This is a genomic window from Psychrobacter sp. UBA3480, assembly GCF_002377945.1.
GTDB lineage: Bacteria > Pseudomonadota > Gammaproteobacteria > Pseudomonadales > Moraxellaceae > Psychrobacter.
On sequence record NZ_DFQV01000020.1, the window covers coordinates 190,858 to 215,375 of the forward strand.

Consider the following 24,518-nt stretch of genomic DNA (forward strand, 5'->3'; position numbering starts at 1 on the left):
AGCCAGTTGTTCTATTAAGCCAGTCATTAAACATCGAGAACCACATCAGTCATGGCAATATTGATGCAAGTCTGAATAGACTCGTAACCATCACCGCTCACTTTCCCTGTTTGGACATTTTTGACTACGCCACTGACTTTATTACAGCGGCACAATTGGCAAATGCCTTGCCGACAACCATATGCTAGCCGTACATCTGCATTTTCAGCCGCAGCCAGTATGGTCGTGTCACTGCTAAACTGTCGTTGCCGTGACCGCAAATAGACAGTGTGTTCTTCTACAGGTATCGTTTTATCGAATGTTTGATTGCTACCGTTATCAACATTAGCTAGGGCATTACCAAAGTTCTCTACGATGATGTTATCGCGCAGCTGTTTGTCTGTAGATAAGGTTATCTCTGCGGCGGCTTTATATAAGCCAGCTAATAACGCTTGTGAACCGCAGGCAAATATTTGCGTATCTGATAGAGGTAAGTTTAGCGACAGCAGGCTCTCTACACTTAAATATCGTGTGCCAGCCAAATAGGTAGTCGGCTCTTCAGTATGGATTAGATGATAAGTGAAGTCTGGATGAGTATCGTTCAGCTGTTGCCACTGATGTTGTAGTTTGGATGAAACAGTCCGACTATAATGCAATAGCGTCACCTGATGTCCATTACTCAGGGCTTGAGTGATAAGTCCGAGCATAGGCGTGATACCGCTACCACCAGCGATGAATAGCAAAGGAGTGAACTGCTTATTATCTGAGCCTTCCTGCACTACTATGGATGTTTGTCCCAAAGTGAAATGACCAAGTGGCAGACTTGTATCAACGACGCTAGCCAGTGGCATTTGCTTGGTTAAATAGTTAGATACCAACCCTTGCGGTTTAATCGCGATAGTTACCGTATGACGTCGGTCTGCCGTATGTCTCTCGGTAGCATCGTCGAGCCACCAGAGTTGTTGATGCGCCAAGCCCACTATCGAGTAGCTACGCTGGTGATAAACTCCATCGATACAAACGCGCAAATCGAGATATTGACCGCCTTGCCAACCACCCATCACCTTAGAAACCTGCTGTTTAAAGGCTCTATTGCTATCAAATCGAAGTGCTATCAAATCATCACTTAACGTATAGCGTGCGATCAGGCGTAACTTAGGCGTCGTCAATGACCAAAACGGATGTAAGCGCGCTCCGATAAAATCGACAAACGCACGTTGGACTATTTCAGGGCGATAGCCGTTGGCCATATTATCAGTACCTGTATGATTGCTATAAAGTAGATGTTGAGACGAACATAAAGTCAGATGATCAATAGATTTTGATAATCGAACACAAAATCGAGCCATTAGACCTTGTTAAGCCACACTAACATGCTAACGGCTATTGATTAAATTTGCGAAAGTTTTGATGCTATTTTTTGTGGTCTTTATAAAACGCTAATGAATCAAAATGTTAAGTTAGTTCATTAAGATAAGATCTCCTGAGTTACTTTTTAAAGCAAGTTTTATAGCCAAAGGGCATAGCCTGCTGTCAAAAACAGTAAAACAACTGGTAAAACAACCTGTCAGCTTGCAGGGTATGCGCCACAATGCGATAATGACCTATAATTTGTAACCCTGATTTTGAGGTACGGCACGCTTGGCATCATCGCTGAGTTGCATTTGCTGTTCTCTTCTATGCAGTCTATCGGAGTGTTAATGGCTCAATATATTTACACGATGAACAACGTGTCAAAACTTGTTCCCCCTAAGCGTGAAATCCTAAAAAATATCAACCTATCGTTTTTCCCTGGTGCCAAAATTGGTGTTTTGGGTATTAATGGTTCAGGTAAATCAACCTTGCTCCGTATCATGGCAGGCGTGGATACTGAGTTTAGTGGTGAAGCACGCGCGCAGGCAGGTACCAAAGTTGGCTATCTGCCACAGGAACCACAGCTAGATGATAGTAAAGACGTTCGTGGTAATGTCGAAGACGGCATGCGCGAAGCACTAGATGCGCTAGCACGTCTAGATGCTATCTATGCTGAATACGCAGAGCCTGATGCTGATTTTGATAAACTTGCTGAAGAGCAAGGCAAAATGGAAGATATCATCCAGTCTTGGGATGCGCACAACTTAAACAACCAGCTAGAAAAAGCAGCCGACGCGCTCCGTCTGCCACCATGGGATGCTGACGTTAGCAAACTGTCAGGTGGTGAGAAACGCCGTGTAGCACTATGCCGTCTGCTATTGTCGCGCCCTGACATGCTATTACTTGACGAACCGACCAACCATTTGGACGCCGAGTCTGTTGCATGGCTAGAGCAGTTCTTGCAGAACTACAGCGGTACTATCGTTGCCATTACCCATGATCGCTATTTCTTGGATAATGTAGCTCAGTGGATCTTGGAGCTTGACCGTGGCCATGGCTATCCGTATGAAGGCAACTATACTGAATGGCTAGAGCAAAAGAATACGCGTCTAGAGCAGCAGAACAAGCAAGAAGAATCATTTGCTAAAGCGCTGAAAAAAGAGCTTGAATGGATTCGCAAAAACCAAAAAGGCCAACAGGCCAAGTCTAAATCTCGTGTACAGCGTTTTGAAGAATTGAACTCAACTGAGTTCCAAAAACGTAATGAGACCTCTGAGATTTATATTCCACCTGGTCCACGTTTGGGTAACAAGGTTATTGAGATCAATGACATCTCTAAATCATTTGGCGATCGTCTGTTATATGAAAACCTAAGCTTTAACGTACCAGCTGGTGGTATCGTTGGTATTATTGGTCCAAATGGTGCGGGTAAAACCACGCTATTTAACATGATTACTGAGCGCGATACACCAGATACTGGTTCAGTTGATTTAGGTGAAAGTGTTAAAGTTGCCTATGTCGGTCAGGTACGTGATCATCTAGATGACAACAAAACCGTATGGGAAGAAGTTTCTGACGGCCTTGATATCATTACCGTTGGTGACTACACTACGCCAAGCCGTGCCTATATCGGACGTTTTAACTTTAAAGGCTCAGATCAGCAAAAGCACGTCGGTCAATTATCAGGTGGTGAGCGTAACCGTCTGCAATTGGCGAAAACGCTAAAGCAAGGCGCAAACGTATTGCTCCTCGATGAACCATCAAACGATTTGGATATCGAAACCTTACGTGCACTAGAGGATGCGATTCAAGTATTCCCAGGTACAGTAATGGTCGTATCGCATGATCGCTGGTTCCTTGATCGTATCGCGACTCATATCTTGGCATTCGAAGAAGAAGGCCCAGTTTGGTTCGATGGTAACTATACTGAGTTTGAAGCGTATCGTAAAAAGACAATGGGTGATGATGCCAGTCCTAAACGTGCCAAGTATAAGAAAATTACTAACTAATACGGCTGTTTAATATAATCCAATCCAAAAAAAGACCGCTAATCGTTAGCGGTCTTTTTTTGTTTAGCTTAAAATCTTAAAGGGTATGGGTAGTCGTTAAAATTAACGCTTACGCCCAAACTTACGCTGTTTTTTATTACTAATCTCAGTAATGGCGTGAGTGATTTCTTCTTCATCCAAACTAGCGACTTGCTGCAAGATTTGCATCATATCAGGCGTTAGTACGTACTTAGCATGATGAGCAATGTCATTAATACGATGATCGAAAGTCAGTATGCCTGTTTCATCATCTTTTTGTAGATAGTCAAGACGAGTCAGCGCACTAATGAAACTGGTGAACAAGGCGCGGTCAAAGAAATCGGGAATATCATCTGCATAGAGCACAGACAAACGTTGCCCAAGTAGGTGACATAGGTCAACAACTTCGTTTTCAGTTAAATTACCAGAGCCTTGCTGAGCAAGTAGAGCAAGCGTCATAAAGTAACGCTCAAGGCTTTGTCCAACTGGAGTCGCAAGCACTTGCAGCTGCTGATAGTGCTTACTATTAGACTCAGGAACGCTGAGCGTATCATCACCCAAGTCAACGATAAGTCCATGAGACAGCAGGTTATCAACTTTCTTATTAAGCGTATCAGCCAAGCCATGTGCTGGATAATATAAGAATAGCTCACTTTGTAAGAACGGATATAGCTGCTCAGCGATACTATCGAGACGGCTGCGTTTAATACGCCCGTTGCGTGCGACTAGCGCAGATAGGAACGACAGCAGGATAAAGACATGCAAAATGTTGTTGCGGAAGTAGCTTAGTAGTGCCGCCTGTTTACCTGCGACCTGAATAATATCGCCCAAGATATGCGGCGTACGCTCAATAAGTTTTAGCTTAATACCATAATCGATGATTTGCTGCGGCGTCATATCAGTGATAACCGTATCATCTGAGTAGACCAGCTGCTGAGCCAGACCTTGATACAAAGCGATTTGCTCACGGCAAATGTTTTCATCCAATGCCGCCTTCGGTGCCGATAGTAAAACTAATGACAATAGCGATACAGGAGTTACGACTGCAGCTTTATTGATATGCTGCATGACTTTCACGCCGATGTTATCGACCATAGCGCTGGTCTTTTCATCAAGCGGTGAGTCAGTACGATCAGATGGCAAACTATTGGCTGGCACATCGAATTTCGTCATAAAGTCGCTAAGATGCAACGGCGTACCAAAGCTTAAGTGCACATTACCAAAGATACGTTCGATTTTACGACCAACTTTGAGCAGCCCGATCAAAGACTCCGACTCTTTTGGTTTACCTTTTAGCTCACCGACATAAGTGCCGCCTTCCATAATACGCTCGTAACCAATATAAGTCGGTATAAATACCACAGGCTTATTGGTTTGGCGTAGTTGGCTATGCACGGTCATCGCTAGCATACCCATTTTCGGCGGTAGCAAGCGACCTGAACGTGAGCGACCACCTTCAATAAAGTACTCAATCGGAGTGTTACGCGTGATAAGGGTATGCATATATTCGCGCAGTACAGCAGTATATAGAGCATTACCACGGAAGCTACGACGAATATAAAAAGCGACTGCACCGCGTAATAGGGGGCCTAATACAGGCACATCTAAGTTGTCACCTGCTGCGACATAAGGGATACTCAGGCCGCGTTTGTAGATGACATAAGACAGTAATAGATAGTCGACATGGCTGCGATGACAAGGCACATAAATCAGCTCATAATCGGTCGCAAGGTCACGTACCCGCTCGAAGTGATGGACTTCTACGCCGTCATATAACTGCGTCCACAGCCATGTCAGAAATTTATAAAAACCACGGATGATAGAATGAGAGTAGTCATTGACCATCTCATTAGCATAGCCTCTGGCCTGACTACGAGCTTCTCGAACGCTAGTTCCTTTTTCTGCCGCTTCCATCTCAATTGCATGTTTGATCGCTGGCGAGTACACCAGCTTGTCTACCAAGTTGCGTCTATCTGATAGATCTGGGCCGAGCATACTGGCGCGCTGCTTGTCTAAATAAATTGACAATTGCTGCTGCAACATACGAACCAGTTCACGATTACTATCAGCCGATGCGACTAGCGCATAGCTTGGTGTCTGCTCAGCGTCAGCTGCGGCATCACTGTTAGTAGCCGTTGACTCTGTATCGACTGAATCCGCTGCTGCTAAATCTGCTTTAAGGGCATCTGTAGCAACTGAGTCAAAGGTAGCAGGTCCTTCCACGTCGCCTTTGAGATTATCATTGATAATGGTACGTAAGTCTTGCGGTGGGTGGAACTGTACGAAAGTATCGCGGCCCATCACCCCGATATTAAATAATTGCTTAGTAATGCTAGGATCTTGCCAGTTATCAGCAGTCAGTAGCTTAAATAACGAATCTTCTTTTTCAGGTGCACGTCCCCAAAGAATCGATACGGGCACTAGACGTACCTTTAGCTCGGGATATTGCAGTACAGCAGATACTAAGCGAGAAAGGCGAGGAGACAGTTGACTGTCTTTGGCACTTGGGTGATTCAAAAATATGATGGCCGCATTTTCTTTAATATTATGGGCGGCATCATTTACTCCAACCAGTGCTGGCGGTAAGTTGTGCTCTTGCGTCTGCAAGTCAATCAGAATACTGTTGGAACGAGAATAGTCCTGTAGTACATAAAACCGTAGCGTTTGATCATCATTGTCGAACTCAGGTAGCTCGCCTAATAGCTTAGGTTTTACGGCGATATCGAGCATCTGACCTGACAGCTTACGATACAGCTGATTGATCGGTGCATTAGAATAAGGCTTCGTAGCGATTGTATTGCCATCAGTTTTAGCAGTGCCATCAGTCGCGACACCATCAGTTTTAGCAGTGCTATCAGTCGCGACTGGCGCTTTAAAAATCCGTTTTTTTAGGAACTTCGGTATCATAATCAGTATCAAAAATAGTCAAATATGTTGCGCTTATGATGCCATAAAAGCCACCAAAGCGATATATAGTGTCTGTATATACTACCAATATTAATACGGTTTGGTTACGCTATAGAGAGTGACAGATTATACAAAATGCTCAAACATTTGAAAGTTCATATATTTAGCGTAATAATATATTTTTATCACCGATGACTGATACATATAGCGTCTATTTTTCAATTTCATTTTATTAAGCCTAAAACCTATGACTCCAGCTATCGATCTTGCCAAAAAACGTAACCTTGATTACCAGGTACACGAATATACTCACGACAGCAATGCCGCTTCGTTTGGTTTAGAAGCCGCAGAAAAGCTAGGCGTAGCGGTGACACAAGTGTTTAAAACTTTAGTGGTGATCACCGATACTGGCGTGCTCGCTGTGGCGATATTACCAGTTGATAAAACACTTAATTTTAAAAAAATGGCTAAGGCGTTATCTTCTAACAAATTGCTGTCCTGCAAAAAAGTGCAGATGGCCGACCCCAAACAAGTAGAACGAAGCACAGGCTATGTGTTGGGCGGTGTCAGTCCACTGGGTCAAAAGAAGCGACTAAAAACCGTGATAGATAGTACAGCTCAAGATCAGCCCACTGTCTATGTAAGTGGGGGTCGCCGCGGTCTAGAGATTGAATTGCCGCCTGCACAGTTGGCCGCGACGCTTGATGCTTGTTTTGACGCTATTACGGATGAATAAAAGATTATACGGAGGTTGTAATCTGTCTATTACAAAATGGCCGTGTCGACAATTTCGCTCAGCATATTTATGAGTAATCTATACTGGGTTCGCTTGTATTGAAGATATTTTGGCGCAAGATTGTTGTAGATTGACCATAGCGATAAGGCGTAGACTTATACGCCAGCTTATCTATTATTTTTATCTACATTTAAGGACAGGCTCATGCCACATTTAACCATTCAAGTGACACCCAACGTCAGTATCGCTCACGAAGAATCACTACTCAAATCGCTAAACAAAGCATTATGGGATAGTGGCCAGTTTAAGCTGCCTACTGATATCAAAGCACGTATTGTACCTATTAAGTCATTTCTAGTAGGTGTTGAAGACGATGAACAAGCCAATGGATTTATTTATGCCCACCTAAAGCTGATGAGCGGACGTGATATAGCCACTCGTGACCAGTTGGCTGAGCTGTTGGTTGCTACTATCGAAGAAAAAATAGGCGCAGAGCAGTCAGGGCGTGCGGCATTGCAGATATGTGTAGAAGTTGAAGAGATAAGTGCGGTGTATCATAAGAAAATGCTTGGTAGTTAATAGTACCTACCTTTTTGAAAACTGTTTGGTTGAAAAAGCGACTGCTTAAAAAGGTGACTGCTTATAGGCTAAAGCTACCAACCTTAAATGACTAAAATCATTTGCATAAAGGCTGACTGGCATACGTTGGTAGTATCATTAGTTCAACATTGTAGCCCGCAATTTTGCCTTCGGTAGCCATAAGATTGCGGGCGATACGCAATCGATATGTGCCCGTCGCAGGTAAGCAGCCTTGATAGACGATACCACCTTTACCGCCATCTTGTATACCGTTCGGCATATGTAATACGCCGACATTGGCAGTCTCAGATGTTCCCGCAAGTGGGGTAATATTTATCACGGCATACTGTCCGCGTGTAGCGTCAAAACGATACCAGCGTTCATTGTCATTGGGATTTAATTTACCAGTGATGACGCTACTAATAGCACCTTTTGTAAAACGAATAAGGGTATCGTTATTTTTAGCAATCGCACTATTTGCAGACATACTTACTAGTACCGTGCTAATTACCAATGTTCGCATACAGTGTGCAGCTAAAGAAGTGGATTTGTAATCAATCAGTCGCATAGCTTACTCCTAAAACTGCTCGTTGCTGTGGATTCTATATAAATAGATTTTTAGTTAAGCACAAAAAAGCGCCTAAATGATAGGCGCTTTTTTACTAATTATCGATGCAGTTTTAGTCAATTTTAATCTAAGAAAGCAAAGTGATCGATTTCCATTGATGTCATGCTTTCGCTTGGGGCAACCATCGCTTCTGCGTGACCAGACGTGCGTGGTAGCAACTTATCAAAGTAGAATTCAGCAGTCTGAATTTTTGCTTTGTAGAATTCTGGTGCTTCTGTACCACCATTTTCTAACTTTTCATAAGCTACTGCTGCCATACGCGCCCAATGATAACCCATCATCACATAGCCTGAGTACATTAGGAAGTCCTCTGACGCTGCTGAGATAATTTCACGGTCTTTACGTGCCATCAACATCAAGCGTACCGTCAAGGTATTCCACTCAGCACACAGTTTGGTTAGTGCCCAAACGAATTTACGCATTTCTTTATCAAGAGCATACTCGCCACACCATTTCATGATGCTTGACGTGTAGTCACGGATAATCTTACCTTTAGACTGCAAGATAACCTTACGGCCTAGTAGATCAAGCGCCTGTACGCCAGTGGTGCCTTCGTACATCGTTGCGATACGAGCATCACGAGCGATTTGCTCCATGCCCCATTCTTTGATGTAGCCGTGACCACCATAGACTTGCTGACCATGCTTGGCAGCTTCGATACCTAGCTCAGTTAAGAAGCCTTTTAGAATTGGCGTATAGAAGCCCAATTTGTCGTCCCACTTTTCGAACTCTTCATCATCGCCATTGACAATACCTTGTGCCATTTTGTCGGCATAACGTGCTGAATGATAAATCATTGAGCGACCGCCTTCAGCAAAGGCTTTTTGCGTCAGTAGCATACGGCGTACGTCAGCATGATGGATGATAGCATCAGCTACTTTTTCAGGATCTTTAGTACCAGATAGCGTACGCATAGAACGACGTTCTTTGGCATATGGCAAGGCGTTTTGGAAAGACAATTCAGTATGCGCCAGACCTTGGATACCAGTACCGATACGAGCCGTGTTCATAAAAGTGAACATAGCTTTTAGGCCTTTATGCGGTTCACCGATTAGATAGCCGACTGCGCCATCAAAGTTCAATACACACGTCGAAGATGCGCTGATGCCCATTTTGTGCTCGATTGAACCACAAACTACGGCATTGCGCTCGCCAGCTTCACCTTCAGCGTTCGGCGTGAATTTTGGTACGATAAATAGTGAAATACCGCGTGTGCCTTCAGGTGCATTTGGTAGGCGTGCTAGAACGATATGAACGATATTATCTGTTAAGTCATGCTCACCGCTTGAAATAAAGATTTTGGTACCGCTGATTTTATAGGTGCCGTCATCTTGTGGAATGGCTTTTGATTTAACTTGACCCAAATCCGTACCACATTGTGGTTCAGTCAGACACATGGTACCTGCCCATGAGCCTTCGACCAACTTAGGTAAATACAGTGCTTTTTGCTCGTCAGTACCGTACTGAAGCAATGTGTTGATACAACCTGTTGATAGACCAGGATACATCGACCATGACCAGTTAGCAGTACCGATCATTTCAGCTTTGATAAGGTTGATTGACGTTGGCAGATTCATACCACCGAATTCTTCAGGATATGAGATACCTTGCCAGCCGCCTTCTACGAACTGGTCATAAGCCTCTTTGAAGCCCTTTGGCGTGGTCACGACGCCATCTTCAAAATGACAGCCTTCTTCACCACCTGATTGATAGAGCGGGGCAATGACGTTTTCAGCAAAATCAGCCATACCTTGTAGAATCATGTCTACAGTTTCAGGATCAGCGTTTTCGCCGTTGTCTAAGCTTTTATAATGCGTCTGATAGTCAAATACATCATTAATCAAAAATTTGATATCACGTAAGGGGGCTTTGTAAGTTAACATAATCGCTCTCTTTGGTTAGTTCGCTATCATAGACTTATGGCGCAATATTTGAGTCATAACTTATGTAAGCGATATTTACTTATTTTAGATGAGCTAGACGTTATATTAGTCATCAAGTGAATTATTAGTGGACAGCTTTCTAGTGTATTAGTTATTAGAACGTCTTTAGTAGCAGACAGCTGTTATAGCGTTGATATGATTATAAATCTTCTACAGCGACAAATATACAACTAATAACTATTATTCATGATTAATTATGTTATTAATTCATTTTAGTTTGTATAGGTAAATTGTATCTTCGCTTGAAATTATTCTATAAAGGGCTATGTAGACTCATCTAAATTCAAAGACAAATGGACTTATCAAATAGGAAAAGCCATTTATGAGCACCTCAAAAAAGCAACAGCGAGCCTCTTGGTTGAGCACATTGTTAACTCGTATTAAGGGGTTAATCGATGGTGAGCTGAATCATTTACTCACAGTCAATCGTAGCCATCGACCATGGCATATGCCAGTCATCGCGGCGATTGCGATTAGCTTTCCAGTGTTTGTAGGGGCTTATTTTGGTGACTTGTCTTCAGGTATCAAAGCATCGCTAGGCTCAATGATTATTTTAAACCTACCATTTGCAGGCGGGCTACCACATCGGCTAGTGACAGTTATGGCTTGGGGGTTTGCGATGATACTGAGCTTTGCACTGGGTCTGATCGCGCAGCTATTACCAGTACTTCGGCTGCCTGTGTTTATGCTGATTGGTATTAGCGTAGTGATGCTAGGTCGTTACTATCGGCAACCACCACCCGCAGGATTGTTTGTGTTGATGGCGGGTGCGATTGCATTGTTTATCCCTGTACCGATTGATCAAGTGCTCTCAGCGATAGGGCTTGTGATATTGGGTAGTGGCTCCTCGATGTTGCTGGCGCTACTCTATAGTTTGTTCTTATTGGCGACGCGTCCTGTTGCTTCTGTACCTGTCTATGACTATCAGCCTGATATGATTAGCGATAGTCTTATCGTGGTAAGTTTCGTCAGTTTGGCGTTGGTCGTTGCCGTTCTGTTAGAGCTGCCTTATCCATACTGGGCAGCGATGAGCTGCTTTATTATCATCCAAGGTATGCAGCTACGAACCATGTGGATCAAACAGTTGCATCGATTATTAGGTACATTGGCTGGCATGGGCGTGGCAGGTTGGATGCTGTCTTGGGGACTATCAGGATGGGGCATCGCTATCGCGATATTATGTATGATGTTTTTGATTGAGTCATTTGTGGATCGGCATTATGGACTGGCGGTGATATTTATCACGCCGCTGACGATATTTATCGCTGAGTATGGTAGTACGATGTCAGTGCCACCAGTCGCTGGAGACGTTATCCAAGCGCGTATGATTGATACGGCGCTCGGCTGCGTGATTGGATTGAGTGGTGGTCTAGCGATACATTCTACGCGATTGCGTGTACCGCTACGCCGTTTTGAAAATTGGCTGTTACTACGTTTTAGTTAATAGGGTAGAGCTTTACAAAGATTTCTCTTTGATTAACGGTCTTTATTTAGCGCTGTTGTTGCTTGTGCGACATCGATAGTATGCCCAGTCCAACGCTCAAAACTTAAAGCGGCCTGACCGATAAGCATACCGTAGCCTTCAGAGGTCTGTGCGCCACGAGCAGCAAAATGATGCAAGAACGGTAGCGGACGACCATACATCATGTCGTAAGCGTACTGACAGTTTAGAGCATCATCTAGCGGTAACGTATCACCTGATAAACCAATAGAGGTGGCATTAATAATAATGTCAAAAGAGCCACTGAGTTCATTGGTCGCGCAAACCTCGATGTTTTGGTTATCGATTATTGAGCTGGCCGCGCTTAGCTCATTTACCAAATCGGCTGCCTTAGACACGGTGCGATTGGCAATCGTGAGAGAGCCAATACCCGCTTCAAATAATGGCAATATTACGCCACGAGCGGCACCGCCTGCACCTATTAGCGCCACACGAGCATCGGTCAGTGGCCAGTCCATACTCATAATGTGATTGATAAGTCCTTGTCCATCCGTGTTATCACCATAGAGTGCTTCGGTGATTGGTACGCCGCTTTCTAATAGTGCTTTGTTCAACAGTAATGTATTGACCGCGCCTGCCGTCTTGGCATGTTCTGATAAGCCACCACGCGCCGCACAGCAATCATAAGCAACTTGTTTAAAAGGAACTGTCACGTTAGCGCCCACACCGCCACCACAAAAAAATGCCTCAACGACAGCTGTAAAACTGGCGGCATCATCAGGGCAGTACTGCCGCTGATAGCTAATATCAATCCCTGCTTGTACAGCAAACTGCTCATGAATCTCAGGAGATTTACTATGGGCAATTGGATTGCCAATAACGATAAAGTGTTGGGTCATAAATAATCCGCTGGCTAGAAAATAAAAATACTATCAAAGAAGCACTAAGTGGCGCTCAATCATCATAAGTGATAACGCTATGATTGACAAACCAAGAGGCTATCGCCAATCAATGATTAGGAAGTGACAGAGTTAGTCATAGACTGTCTTATCGCTTTTGAAAATAAATTGTGACATTGAAGCAAACATACGCTAAACACGCGCAAGCAGTTTTCTCCTTTCTACTGAAGAGAAGGTCGTTTTGGTACGTTATATATTTAACAAATCTGTACTCTCGGGGAGTGCTCCGCGTAACGTAAAAGGTAGTCAAGTGATGAGCAGTTGGGTAAACTATAAAATATGGAAACCTATATCAATATGCTGTAATGACTGCTAGATTATAATGTTTGTGAAATATGCTCTTTATTGAAAACTATTCGTTATCAGCGGCGTTCCTGCCAGCTCGTTAATCCTATTTCGAGATCAATCTAAAAGTGTGAGTAAATTATCCATGTGGAATCCTAACCTACAGACCCTTCTAGTCGGTACGATAATGGCAGTTGGTGTGACGCTCAGTGGCTGTGACAGCACCAAAGAAGATGCTCCAAATCCAGATGCTGAGACCACTGAGCAGGCAACAACGAATGAGCCAGTACAGGACAGCGCAAACAATCCTGACCTAGATGGCGCCACTGCTCAGCAAGGCACGCCAGTGAGATATGATGTCGCAGCATGGGGTACGGATAAGGTTGAGTCGCTCGCGGTGGACGAGTTAGATAGTATAAAATCGGTGTTTGGCGAAGTGATGAGCACGGACGAAAACAGCCTAGACTATGCCAGTAATCCAGCGGCAAAATATCGCTTTATGAAAACGGACGCGCCTTATCTAGATATTATCGACTCTGAAAAATATCTAGAGCTGGGTTGGTACTATGCCAATCCTACTGATACAGACAAAGAAAAAGAGCTGAGCCAAAACCACGCCAAAAAAGCCTATCAACTATCGCGTCAATTGATGGGTGATGATGGCGGAAAAATGGTTGCTGATATGCTCAATAGTCAAATCATCAAAAATAGAATCGTCGGTGGACAAAAGATAGAGCTAGCAAAATGTGAGTTCTACAGTTGCATGCTAGTTATCAATAAAGCCGCCGCTCAAACAGACAATAGCTAAATCATGACCGATACGACATCAGTGCCAAACGGTTGGGTGTGTCTGTACCCTCAAGACAGTAGTTTGACTGAATATAATAGGGTAACCGAAGATAACAGGACAACCAGCCAAACGGTAACGATGTCTTTAGATAATCGCGGGCTGGCATACGCTGACGGCTTCTTTACCACTATGGGTGTCATTGATGGGTTGATACTGTGGTCAGATTATCATTATCAGCGACTTGTCTCTCATGCTGATACCTTGCAGCTAAATATAAATAGCGAAGAGCTATTAGCAGTACTGCAACTGTACGCTCAGCAATTAGAGCAGGGTATGCTTAAGCTAGTAGTCACCCGCGCTGCGCAGGATGTGCGCGGTTATGGCTATGCACCTAGTACAAATGGTAGCGACTGTGAGATATGGCTAAAGGCTACCGCAATGAGAGTTTCTACTGCGCTACAACTGTCCTTGACTGATGGAAACTTAGTACCTATCCAGCCTAATGCTTCTGCAATATGCTTGTCTTCTCAGATTGCTTGCCTGCCGCCACCGTTGGCAGGTCTCAAGAGCCTTAATCGTTTAGACAATGTCCTCGCTAGTGGTGAGCTACAACAGATAAAATCTGAGCCATTGGCATCAAAGCTTGCTTCAACACTTGGTGAAGGACTGCTACGCGATATGAGCGGGCAGTGGGTTGAGGGTACGATGAGTAATGTTTTCTACCAATTGGCAGAAGAGTCGCTATCGAAATCCAAAACTACCTCTAGTATTCGTAAAGATGACGAAAACTACCTAACCACTGGCCAGTGGTACACCCCTTCTATGGCTCGATCAGGCGTTACTGGCGTCATGCGTCAGGTAATTATAGATGCACTATCCACGACGCAATATCCAGTCATAATCAGGTCGCTACAAGATGAGGATTTGCCTAAACTAACGCACCTCTTCTTTTGCAATGCACTGCGCGGTATCATGCCAATGAGCAGTCTGACGTTGTTGTCAGGTGATGTTGTGGATTTTGAATCCGTTTAGTTATTACTCTCTTTATTTAATAAACGATAGAAATGCTGTTTGAAAAACTCTTTTCTTCCTTCTTGTTGTAGGTCTTCGTAACGCGCTTGGCTAAGTTGTAGGTATTCAGCTTCCTGTTCAATACCGATAAATTGCCTTCCTAAGACATTACTTGCAATACCTGTCGTCGCAGAGCCAGCAAAAGGGTCAAGAACCACTGCATTTTTCTTAGTAGAAGCTAAAATAATTTGAGCTAGTAATGCCAAAGGTTTCTGCGTAGTGTGCTTACCACAAGATTTTTCCCACTTAGCAATTGCTGGCAAGCGCCACACATCTTTCATTTGCTTATCGTTATTGAGTCGTTTCATCAAATCGTAATCGAAGTAGTGCGGTACTTTAGGGTGTTTTCTTGCCCAAATAATGAATTCTGTAGAATGAGTAAAAAACCGACAAGAAAAGTTGGGTGGTGGATTGGTTTTTTCCCAAGTTATAACATTAAGTACCTTAAAACCAAGCTGCGGCAAAATACGTCCTAAGGTAAAAATATTATGGTGTGTACCACTGACCCATAAGGTCGCATTATCTGCCATTTTTTCTCGTACAGCAGATAGCCATTCGTAGGTGAATACGTAAGCATCATTGTCACTGATGAGCTTGTCCCACTGACCTTTATTGACTGACTGGACTTTACCGTTTTTCACTGTTAGACCATTATTGAATGTACTGGTTAAGAGCCAGCGCTCTACTATTATCTATACGCTTATCCATTAAGGTTCACAAGTACTGAGAGCTACTTTAGGTTTGAGCTAGCTACTCATTCTATTCTACGCCAAAGATAATAAATTCAGTATCAAGCATATCATCAGGTTCTAAAGTAATATTCTCGCTTCTATATTCTTCTCGCGCTTTTAGCAGAGCAGTTTCACCATCTTCTGCAACCACTTCTATAAGTGCACTCATCGTTTCGATTACTTCTATTTGATAAATATTCAAACCGTCTGTCCTTATCATAACTATTCTCAACAATTACAAGTTGTCATATTCAAAATCTATTTTTGTTATCTATACCAACTAGATTAGCAAAAGCGCTCAAAAGAAGTGATCGTCTTTTGTTACCTAGACTTGTGTCTTAGAGCAAATCGATCAATGATCCTTTTTCAGTAGAAACCGTTAAAAGGACAGTATCGTATGCGTTCAATACATGAAGATCAACGAATTCCACTACAAATCAGACGCTTGATGGTGTTTGATGAAATTTGTAGATTGGCCAAAGCTAAGCCTAATGAAATCGTGCATTTGTCACCTTATACTCAATTGGCTTTTGGTGTCATATATTTAAAAACCCTTAAAAGGTTTGTGGCTTTTGGAGGTATGTTTGAGTATGCGCATACGCGAGAAGAAGTCATTGAGCAAGGTATCGACGTTATTGCTAATGATGAATTGGTAATGTGTGCCTTGACAGTTAATCTAATTCCTTTTACCAAACCTGCACGCAACTCGGTACAGCTGTTATGGCAGTGGAATCGCTATGTACGTAATCGATTGCATGCTTATATTGACTATCGTGAAGAGCATTTTTTCAAAATCAATGATGAAATTGATTGGGAGTATCCAGCGCATAAGTTTCATCAGCGTCTTGTGGCTACTGCGCGATTACCATTATGGGATGATAGAGATGAGCTGATTGCCGATGTGTACCGTGACAGAAAAGGACAGCCAAGACCTAAGCACTACAACGAGAAGCGACTAGTATAACTTTCGATAATGACCACGGCTCACAAATTCAATGATGCCTTTATCTCGTAATACTTGTAATTGTTGGCGAATTTTATCTTTTACGTGGTTGTTTTCAGGATGTTTGAGCTGCAACTCATCAGCAAAAGCATAGACTTGATTTAGAGAAAAACTGTCATCGAGTCGGTCGATACATTGCCAGATATCGAGTGTCCAACCGCGTGAAGCCATAGATTGCTTGCGTAAAAATAAAGTCTTTTGGAAATGTTGGGTGACATTTTCACGCGGTATAACTTGTTGGTCTTTGACCAAAAATACTTTGCCCGATTCGGGTACTTGGCGTAAGTCAATATTGCAACCAACCCAACCTGCTCGTTTGGCATTCACTGATAAGGGTTTACGCTTAACAATGATATCGGGCGTAAAGAAATGCTTGGGAATAATTAGAAAATTATTAACGGTGTATTCTTTTGAGTAGGTTAAAAAGAAAAAGCTGGGATTGTCCTTACTATTGATACGCTCAATCATCGTCTTGTAAGCGCCATCATTGACAACACTGCTCAACTTGGCTTTTTTACTTTTTAGCTCATATTGCTCATTACAATTTTCGCAATAAAAATCAGCAACAGGTTTGTTATTAGCAAACTCAGCTAGCGATTGAGCGCTACAATTGGTGCAGTAACTATTTTCTTTTACCCATGCTTCGCTGAGTACACGAACTTTTTGAGGTTCAGAGTGATAGTTTTTAGCAAGACTTTGGTTAAAATGTAGGTTCATAAGATATTTTCATTATTAATAGATAAGCTGAGCATACTGAAAAAAACACCTAAGTATTAAGCCATATAAACTGCTATCAATAGCAAGATAATTCATAAGCTAAGCAAATACCATTGAAAATCGCACGGTTCAGTGCTAAATTCTAGCAAACATCTGCCTCGCGAGTTGCCATGAGCAAGCCTACACCCAATATACCACCTGAACGTCCCAATGAGTCGCCGTCAAACAAACAAGATGGCACAGTCGAGGAGCGTGTCGATACCACGCTGCCGGACGCGCAACCAGTGGTAGATGAGGTGGAAGACACATCAGCAACGCCAGCAACCAACGTCTCGCTCATCAGCGGCAACAGTAAACCGCGTCAATATAAAGTCAATAACCCATCGTTTTTTATGCAACGCGGCTATCAAGTGCTGCTAGTATTGGGGCTTATTGCAGCATTTTTCTTGGTCATGGTTTATCAGACGTTGTTTGGTCGTATCGAGCAGCCGCAGCAAATGGTCACGATTGAGCCAGGTCAGACGTATTACGGTCTACTACCGCAGTGGCAGCAGCAGATTCCGCTGTTTTCGGCAGGCGTGGCTAAGCTATATATCAAGTCACAAGTCGATGCGCCGTTGCATGCTGGTACGTATCAACTACCCGAAAACCCGACTATCGCTGAGGCGCTACAAATACTAGGTCAAGGCGCAAAAGCGGCTATGGTCAAGGTACAGATTATCGAAGGTAAGACATCTAAAGACCTTTACCAAGTGCTGCGTGATAATGATAAAATTGAAAAAGAAGTACTGACTGTAGATAGTGATAATGCGAGTATTGCCCAAGCATTGGATTTGACAGGTGTATTGCCAGACAGTGTGGCTAATAGCAGTGACCCGATTGTTAACTACAATCTTGAAGGTTGGTTCGCGCCTGATACCTATTATTATGGTGAAGGAACCAGCGATAAAAAAGTACTGACTGACTTGTATAAACGTCAGCAGCAGGTACTGACTGATGCGTGGGAAAATCGTGCACCGAACCTGCCTTATAAGAGTCCATATGAAGCGTTAGTGATGGCGTCTATTATCGAAAAAGAGACCAGCGTTGCTGATGAACGTCCTTTAGTCTCTGCCGTATTTAGAAATCGCTTGAATAAAAACATGCGTATGCAGACGGACCCGACTATTATCTATGGTATGGGCAGTCGCTATGATGGCAATATCCGCCGCAAAGACATCAATGAAAAAACGTCTTACAATACCTACCAAATTGATGGTTTACCGCCAACGCCAATTGCGCTACCATCAGCGGCCTCTATCGAAGCGACCTTACATCCTGCTGATAGTGAAGCGTTGTATTTTGTGGCAACGGGCAATGGTGGGCACAAATTTACCAATAGCTTGGCTGAACACAATCAAGCGGTAAAAGACTATCTCAGTGTCATGCGTGAGAAAAAATCTCAAACGCCGCCGCAGTAATACTCCTTCTTAATCCTCTTAAAAAACTTATCGTTTATTGAGTGCTACAAAGTAGAGGTAGCGCTCATCAATGACATAAGGTCATATCATGTCAGTATCTATGCACACCAGCGCAACACCTTCACATAGCAGCATACCATCATCGAATCTACCTGAATCAAGTGCTTCAAATACGGAAACGGCACCTACTTTAAGCCGCTTTATTAGTTTTGAAGGGACCGAAGGCGTAGGCAAAACCACCGCGATTGAACAGTTGTGCTTGCGCTTAGAAGCTAATGGCATCTCGTATCTACGTACTCGTGAGCCGGGTGGTAGCCCATTTGCTGAGCAATTGCGTGACATATTATTGGATCCAGCGACTGATATCGAAGACGATACTGAGCTGCTACTATTGTTTGCGGCGCGCTGTGATCACATGCAGCAAGTCATTTTACCAGCGCTCCAAAATGGTACTTGGGTAATATGTGATAGATTTACCGACTCCACTATTGCGTATCAGGGCTTTGGGCGTGCGTATGGCGACGAGTTGGTACGCGGCAAAATCGATATGCTCATCAAACAATTTGTGACGCAGCTTCCTGAGCTGACGTTGTGGTTGGATTTGCCAGTAGCAGAGGGTATGAAACGTGCAAACAAGCGCAGTGCGGCAGATCGTTTTGAGCAGCAGGCTACCGAGTTTTTTACTTGGGTGCATACTGGTTTTAGCCAGCTTGCGAGCGAGTATCCTGAGCGTATACAGCGTATTGATGCATCGGGTAGTACGGATGATGTGAGTGCGCGTATATGGCAGACAGTTATGGACAGATTCGATATTAAATAATTAAATTTTACCAAGTAGATTTATAAGGCAGTTAGATGTATCGATAGCCAGTTAGCCAGTTAGCCAGTTAGCCAGTTAGCCAGTTAGCCAGTTAGCCAGTTAGCCAGTTAGCCAGACAGCTAGTTAGACAGGCAGTTAGCACCAATAAAAAGCCTCAGCATATTGCTGGGGCTTTTTGTTAAGGTAAATATTTTATCTCTAAGTCAATAAAGCAGATAACTATGCACATTATTTGTCATCTATTTTATCTACTTTTACACCCTCAGTAGTAGCGATAGAGGCGTCGCTATCTTGAGCAGAGTCAGGTAGACGATTTGGGTCAAGCGCACCTTTTTTGTTTTTAGGCGCACTACCATTGCCATTACTGTTCGTAGAGGTTTTGGTCTTCGAAGTCGCTGTCGAATTTGCAGACATGACGCCTTTATTATCCACATTAGTAGCAGACGTTTTTGGCTCTTCTACTGGTTCACTTTTCTCTACGGTAGTACTAGAAGGTGACTTAGTCTCGGTGCTACTGCTTTGTGTAGTTGATGACTGATTAGCAATGTTTTGCTCATCATTTTTGTCACTATCTACCGAAGGCTCTGGCGCTGTTGTCTGACTGTCATCAGGGCTAGGCTCCTGCTCTTTGCGCTTTTCAGGGGCTTTCGAATTGGATTCAAAGTTAGCATCAGCCGCCATACGAGCCTGCTCTTGCTTAGGCGTTACATCGACTGGCTTCGGCTGTACTTCATCGTCTACCACTAGCGATATAAGCTTACGGTCACGAGGGACAGTACCGTCAAACTTATCGGTGATGACGTGCAGTTTGCCTTCTTTGTCGACGGTATATAGCGGTACGAATTGCTTATTATCCGCTTTATATTGCTCAAAGTTATAGCTATCCGTAATGTTGGTAATCTTAATTCGAGCTTTTTTGGACAGCATACTGGCAAGCTTGGTATAGGTCACATCTTTGCCAAACAACCACTGTGAATGGAAGTTCGATTGCTTGTCATCACGCTCGCTTTTGACTTTTTCGTCACTGAATTTAAGACGGTATAGCTTACGCTCACCAAATTCATGACGATAGTGAATCTCGGACAACGTATTCATTTCTTTGTCCATACTCATCGCAAACAGACGACCAATACCGATTAGATCCAGATGATGATCTGCATGATCAGAGATAGGATTACCAAAGTAAGTACGCAGACCGCTCATGCGTGCGCGTGCAATGTTGGTGTAGTTATTATGCGCAACGATGACGTCGAAGCCTTGGTCTTTGAGAGAGGTAGCAATCAATAGCGCAATTGGGTTTGAGCCGACGATGAGAATACCATTGGTCTCAGGCTCACGTACGCCAAGTAAATTGCCGACGACTTTTGCACCTAGACCCTGAATCATGACCGTACCAATGATGACCATAAATACCAGAGGTACAAGTAGCTCTACGCCCTGAATATCATACTCTTGCAAACGAATCGCAAACAGAGATGAGATGGCAGCAGCAACGATACCACGTGGGCCAATCCAGCTAATCATCAGCTTTTCATTGGTCTTAAGGTTCGAGCCGATAGCTGATGCCCAGACTGATAGTGGGCGTGCGACAAACATCACGATAGCAAGCAGCACTAGCCCTGCAAAACCAACGCTGAGCAAGCTTGCCAACTCTACACGCGCCGCCAAAATAATGAACAGCACTGAAATCAGCAAAATGGTCAACGATTCATTAAACTCTAAAATCGTCTCACGTGGGAATTTTGGCCAGTTCGCCAATGCCACGCCCAATACTGTGACAGTTAATAAACCAGATTCATGCTCTAAATGATTTGATATCGAAAATAACACCAGTACAAAAGCTAGGGTAAAAACATTACGCAAGAACTCAGGAATCATATGACGACGCATGAGGAATGCAAGTAACCAAGCGCCCGCCATACCCATTGCAGTTGCCAATACAACAATCTTAGCAAATAGTAGAATACTACTGGCTTCACCGCCTGAGATAATGTACTCATAGACCAATACCACAGCGATAGCGCCGATTGGGTCAATGATAATACCTTCCCATTTTAGGATGTTGGAAATGGTTTTGTTGGGGCGTACACTACGCAGCAGCGGCATAATGACTGTTGGACCAGTCACACAGACTAGCGCACCGAAGAGTAGAGCAATCAATGGATCGACATCGAATAGTAAATAAGTCGATAGGGCCACGATAGCAATGGTAATCAGTACACCGACCGATACCAGCATCTGTACCACGGTACCATGTTGCTTAATCTCATCGAACTCTAGCGTTAGCGATCCTTCAAATAGGATAATCGCTACGCCCAAAGAGATGAAAGGGAACATCAGCTCGCCCAACACCAAGTCTGGGTCAAATACACCCAGCACTGGGCCGACGATAATACCAATCAGTAATAAAAATAAAATGGATGGTTGCTTTAAATACCAAGCCAACCATTGGGCGGCAATGCCAATCCCAACCACGCCGGATAGCAAAAGGGCGGTATCCATAAATTAATCCTTTTATAATCTTGTCATATTTTATATCTATCGATAGCTGTTATAAGATAGTCGCTACCGTTTATTTAACATTAAGTTGTTATCCGTTTCTGTTGTAGCTAGGCCATCGCACTGATAGCCATCATGAATCACAACATAAGCTAGATATGATATAACTACTATAAAGTAGCAAAGACAAAAGCGCTTCTAGATAAATCACAATACGCTAGAAATGCAAAAGATGGAAAACAAGAGTGATGATAGCCAGTTCATAAGCCTGCAATAAACAGCCTCATATACAAGCTAACTTTTGTTTGTTTAGTAAAATATTTGGTTTGACATCATACCATGATTTTATTTCAAGCTGATGTAAGCCGTACCTGCTAAAAAGCTATCTCACGGCCACAAAAGTGTATAAAGCCCATATGAAATAACGCTGCCTTGGGTTATCCTGCACTATGAAAAAGGCATCAGCACAATACTTCAAGTTTTTATTTATCATACAGTAGCTACGTGGGGCATGCACGTCGCGCACAGGATAATAGTGTTAGCGCCATGAAATGTCATATACTGATTGCTGACATGGTTTATTTTTATAAGACACTATTAATCATGTTCTACACTATTAACCATCTTCTAAAGACAAGCGCTCTATAAATATTCAAGTAATGAGTAATGATAAAAATAAGCGTAAAGTAACGGCTAAAAAGCTATGACAATAAGTTCGAATAAGAGTGCTGCGCCGCATAAATAGACAAGATAAATAGATAAAAGAATATAATTTCACCAAATAGTAACGAATAGGGGCATGCCGCTTGGTGTAGTCGCTATCGCTGACAATCATAACGTGGCTGTTAATAACAGCGATTACTCATATGGAGGACACAAAATGCCTATCAATATGTTCAAAGGACGGACCACTGCCAATATGCAGCGCTGGTTACAACGTAGTGCCCTAGCACTCGCTGTTAGTACCGCGATGTTCGCTAGTATTAATGTCACGACGATAAACAGTGCGCAAGCTGCAGTCACTACGGCTGATTTCTCTGGTTTGGTGCAACAAGTTACGCCAGCAGTGGCACGCGTCAATGTCACCAAAACGATTAGTGAAGCCGAGCTTGCTAAGGCTCAGACGGCTGAAGTATTGCGTCAGTTCTTTGGTGATCGTCTACGTATTCCTGATCGAGTCGCGACGCCAGCGATTGAACATGCTTATGGCACGGCCTTTTTTATTACCTCCAATGGCTATATGCTGACCAATCATCATGTCATCGCAGGTGCGGACAAAATCACTGTGACGCTCAATGACAGAACCGAGCTTGATGCAACCTTGGTCGGTAGTGACGAGCGCTCAGATGTGGCCGTGCTAAAAGTTGAGGGCAACCAATTTCCAGCCCTGCCTATCGGCGACTCAAGTGGTCTAAAAGTAGGGGAACCAGTATTGGCAATTGGTTCGCCATTTGGTTTTGACTACTCAGCCTCTGCTGGTATTGTCAGTGCCAAGTCGCGTAGCTTCTCGCGTGAGACGAGCGTACCATTTATCCAAACAGATGTAGCACTAAACCCTGGTAACTCTGGCGGGCCACTATTTAACCAACGCGGCGAAGTGATTGGTATCAATTCGCGTATTTTTAGTGGTACGGGCGGTTATATGGGTCTGTCATTCTCTATTCCTATTGACGCTGCCATGGATATTTATGAGCAGCTAAAAAATGATGGTGAAGTGGCGCGTGCTTATTTAGGAATTTATCCACAAGATATCGATCGTAATCTGGCCGAGGCTTACAATTTAGAGCGCCCTCAAGGTGCCTTACTGACTCGTGTATCACCAGATTCACCGGCACAAAAATCAGGCCTAAAACCTGGCGACATCATTCTGCAATACAATGATGTACAAATCATGGAGGCATCAGACTTGCTGAACTTGCTCAATCGAGCGCGTCCAAGCGATCCCTTCCGTGCACGGATTCAGCGTAACGGTAAGCAGATGGTGATTAACGGCAAGCTCGCTTATGCGCCCAATGATGTAAGAGCACAGAGCGGTGATGAGCAAAATGATGATGTACAGTTGGGCTTGCGTTTACGAGATTTGACGGCGGATGAACAAGCAGAAATCGCCGTCGATAATAAAACGGGCATATTGGTTACCACGGTGGATCCTACTGGATTGGCCGCGCGCTCAGGTATTCTAGCAGGTGATGTTATTACTAACTTTCATCAAAAGCCGATTAAAACAGTGGCAGATTTTTCAGGTGCTATCTCATCTCTTCCTAAAAAAGGCGTGGTCACTATAGAAATTATACGCCAAGGTATTCCTGCTATTATTGGTCTGCGCATTGAGTAGGTGTCATGATTAAAGCGTGACTGTGAATGTCACTGTTAATGTGACTAATAACGTAACTCAGGTTCGATGCAGAGTATAAAGGCAGCGCGCACGTCAATAATTGTGCTTGTCTATCATGGAGGTCGACCTCTATAATGTTTGGTTTTTTATCAAACAGCTAAGAGTAAGACCTCAACAGTAATTCATTCGTTAAATGAGTTATTGATCGATCAATAGGCTCTAAGGTGGGCCGAGTCGCTTAGTAGGCTCGTACCA

General features: G+C 43.5%; 19 protein-coding genes. 10 read left to right on the forward strand and 9 right to left on the reverse strand.

Annotation, left to right across the window (positions count from 1 at the left end; all coding sequences use genetic code 11):
• Window positions 1–26 precede the first annotated feature (26 nt).
• Window positions 27–1,229: a flavin reductase family protein gene (locus B2863_RS08100; RefSeq protein ID WP_296209121.1), complete on the reverse strand. Its 1,203-nt coding sequence runs from the start codon at window positions 1,227–1,229 to the stop codon at window positions 27–29.
• 450 nt (window positions 1,230–1,679) lie between these two features.
• Here B2863_RS08100 and ettA point away from each other — a divergent pair, with 450 nt between their 5' ends.
• A complete protein-coding gene (ettA, locus tag B2863_RS08105; RefSeq protein ID WP_057757965.1) occupies window positions 1,680–3,341 on the forward strand; it encodes an energy-dependent translational throttle protein EttA in 1,662 nt (553 codons plus the stop codon).
• A gap of 102 nt (window positions 3,342–3,443) precedes the next feature.
• Here ettA and plsB read toward each other — a convergent pair whose 3' ends face one another.
• On the reverse strand, window positions 3,444–6,266 hold the full coding sequence (gene plsB, locus B2863_RS08110; protein WP_296209124.1) for a glycerol-3-phosphate 1-O-acyltransferase PlsB: 2,823 nt from the start codon (window positions 6,264–6,266) through the stop codon (window positions 3,444–3,446).
• Window positions 6,267–6,513: 247 nt separating this feature from the next.
• Between plsB and ybaK the strand changes: the two genes are divergently transcribed.
• Complete coding sequence (gene ybaK / locus B2863_RS08115) at window positions 6,514–7,002, forward strand: Cys-tRNA(Pro) deacylase (protein ID WP_296209127.1); 489 nt, start codon at window positions 6,514–6,516, stop codon at window positions 7,000–7,002.
• 204 nt (window positions 7,003–7,206) lie between these two features.
• A complete protein-coding gene (locus B2863_RS08120) occupies window positions 7,207–7,581 on the forward strand; it encodes a 5-carboxymethyl-2-hydroxymuconate Delta-isomerase (protein ID WP_296209129.1) in 375 nt (124 codons plus the stop codon).
• A 97-nt stretch (window positions 7,582–7,678) separates the two neighbouring features.
• On the opposite strand, the gene B2863_RS08125 is transcribed toward B2863_RS08120, so the two are convergent.
• Together B2863_RS08125 and B2863_RS08130 are read right to left on the reverse strand one after the other, a co-directional pair.
• The gene (locus B2863_RS08125) at window positions 7,679–8,149 is read right to left on the reverse strand and encodes a hypothetical protein (protein WP_296209131.1); all 471 of its coding nucleotides are present in this window, start codon (window positions 8,147–8,149) and stop codon (window positions 7,679–7,681) included.
• A gap of 122 nt (window positions 8,150–8,271) precedes the next feature.
• Window positions 8,272–10,092: an acyl-CoA dehydrogenase C-terminal domain-containing protein gene (locus B2863_RS08130; RefSeq protein WP_296209134.1), complete on the reverse strand. Its 1,821-nt coding sequence runs from the start codon at window positions 10,090–10,092 to the stop codon at window positions 8,272–8,274.
• Window positions 10,093–10,474: 382 nt separating this feature from the next.
• Here B2863_RS08130 and B2863_RS08135 point away from each other — a divergent pair, with 382 nt between their 5' ends.
• Entirely contained in the window at window positions 10,475–11,596 is a 1,122-nt protein-coding gene (locus B2863_RS08135; RefSeq protein WP_290178295.1) for an FUSC family protein, read from the forward strand.
• A 32-nt stretch (window positions 11,597–11,628) separates the two neighbouring features.
• Here B2863_RS08135 and aroE read toward each other — a convergent pair whose 3' ends face one another.
• Window positions 11,629–12,492 carry a shikimate dehydrogenase gene (gene aroE, locus B2863_RS08140; protein WP_296209140.1) on the reverse strand — a complete coding sequence of 288 codons (864 nt, stop codon included), beginning with the start codon at window positions 12,490–12,492 and terminating at the stop codon, window positions 11,629–11,631.
• A 490-nt stretch (window positions 12,493–12,982) separates the two neighbouring features.
• On the opposite strand from aroE, the gene B2863_RS08145 reads away from it, so the two are divergent.
• On the forward strand, window positions 12,983–13,645 hold the full coding sequence (locus B2863_RS08145) for a hypothetical protein (protein WP_165598150.1): 663 nt from the start codon (window positions 12,983–12,985) through the stop codon (window positions 13,643–13,645).
• Window positions 13,646–13,648: 3 nt separating this feature from the next.
• Window positions 13,649–14,659, forward strand: coding sequence for an aminotransferase class IV (locus tag B2863_RS08150; protein WP_296209148.1), 1,011 nt, complete (start codon window positions 13,649–13,651; stop codon window positions 14,657–14,659).
• On the opposite strand, the gene B2863_RS08155 is transcribed toward B2863_RS08150, so the two are convergent.
• Both B2863_RS08155 and B2863_RS08160 read right to left on the reverse strand, forming a co-directional pair.
• On the reverse strand, window positions 14,656–15,339 hold the full coding sequence (locus B2863_RS08155) for a DNA-methyltransferase (RefSeq protein WP_296209151.1): 684 nt from the start codon (window positions 15,337–15,339) through the stop codon (window positions 14,656–14,658). The genes B2863_RS08150 and B2863_RS08155 overlap by 4 nt on opposite strands.
• A 118-nt stretch (window positions 15,340–15,457) precedes the next feature.
• Complete coding sequence (locus B2863_RS08160; protein ID WP_025651093.1) at window positions 15,458–15,649, reverse strand: DpnD/PcfM family protein; 192 nt, start codon at window positions 15,647–15,649, stop codon at window positions 15,458–15,460.
• Window positions 15,650–15,826: 177 nt separating this feature from the next.
• On the opposite strand from B2863_RS08160, the gene B2863_RS08165 reads away from it, so the two are divergent.
• Complete coding sequence (locus B2863_RS08165; protein ID WP_296209158.1) at window positions 15,827–16,393, forward strand: hypothetical protein; 567 nt, start codon at window positions 15,827–15,829, stop codon at window positions 16,391–16,393.
• On the opposite strand, the gene B2863_RS08170 is transcribed toward B2863_RS08165, so the two are convergent.
• Complete coding sequence (locus tag B2863_RS08170; protein ID WP_296209160.1) at window positions 16,385–17,149, reverse strand: DpnI domain-containing protein; 765 nt, start codon at window positions 17,147–17,149, stop codon at window positions 16,385–16,387. The two genes, B2863_RS08165 and B2863_RS08170, sit on opposite strands and share 9 nt — an antisense overlap.
• A gap of 170 nt (window positions 17,150–17,319) precedes the next feature.
• Here B2863_RS08170 and mltG point away from each other — a divergent pair, with 170 nt between their 5' ends.
• Window positions 17,320–18,609 carry an endolytic transglycosylase MltG gene (mltG, locus tag B2863_RS08175; protein WP_296209163.1) on the forward strand — a complete coding sequence of 430 codons (1,290 nt, stop codon included), beginning with the start codon at window positions 17,320–17,322 and terminating at the stop codon, window positions 18,607–18,609.
• A 100-nt stretch (window positions 18,610–18,709) separates the two neighbouring features.
• Entirely contained in the window at window positions 18,710–19,429 is a 720-nt protein-coding gene (tmk, locus tag B2863_RS08180) for a dTMP kinase (RefSeq protein ID WP_414706927.1), read from the forward strand.
• A 228-nt stretch (window positions 19,430–19,657) separates the two neighbouring features.
• Here tmk and B2863_RS08185 read toward each other — a convergent pair whose 3' ends face one another.
• The gene (locus B2863_RS08185; protein WP_296209169.1) at window positions 19,658–21,931 is read right to left on the reverse strand and encodes a cation:proton antiporter; all 2,274 of its coding nucleotides are present in this window, start codon (window positions 21,929–21,931) and stop codon (window positions 19,658–19,660) included.
• Window positions 21,932–22,898: 967 nt separating this feature from the next.
• Between B2863_RS08185 and B2863_RS08190 the strand changes: the two genes are divergently transcribed.
• Entirely contained in the window at window positions 22,899–24,263 is a 1,365-nt protein-coding gene (locus B2863_RS08190) for a Do family serine endopeptidase (RefSeq protein WP_414706928.1), read from the forward strand.
• Window positions 24,264–24,518: the final 255 nt, after the last annotated feature.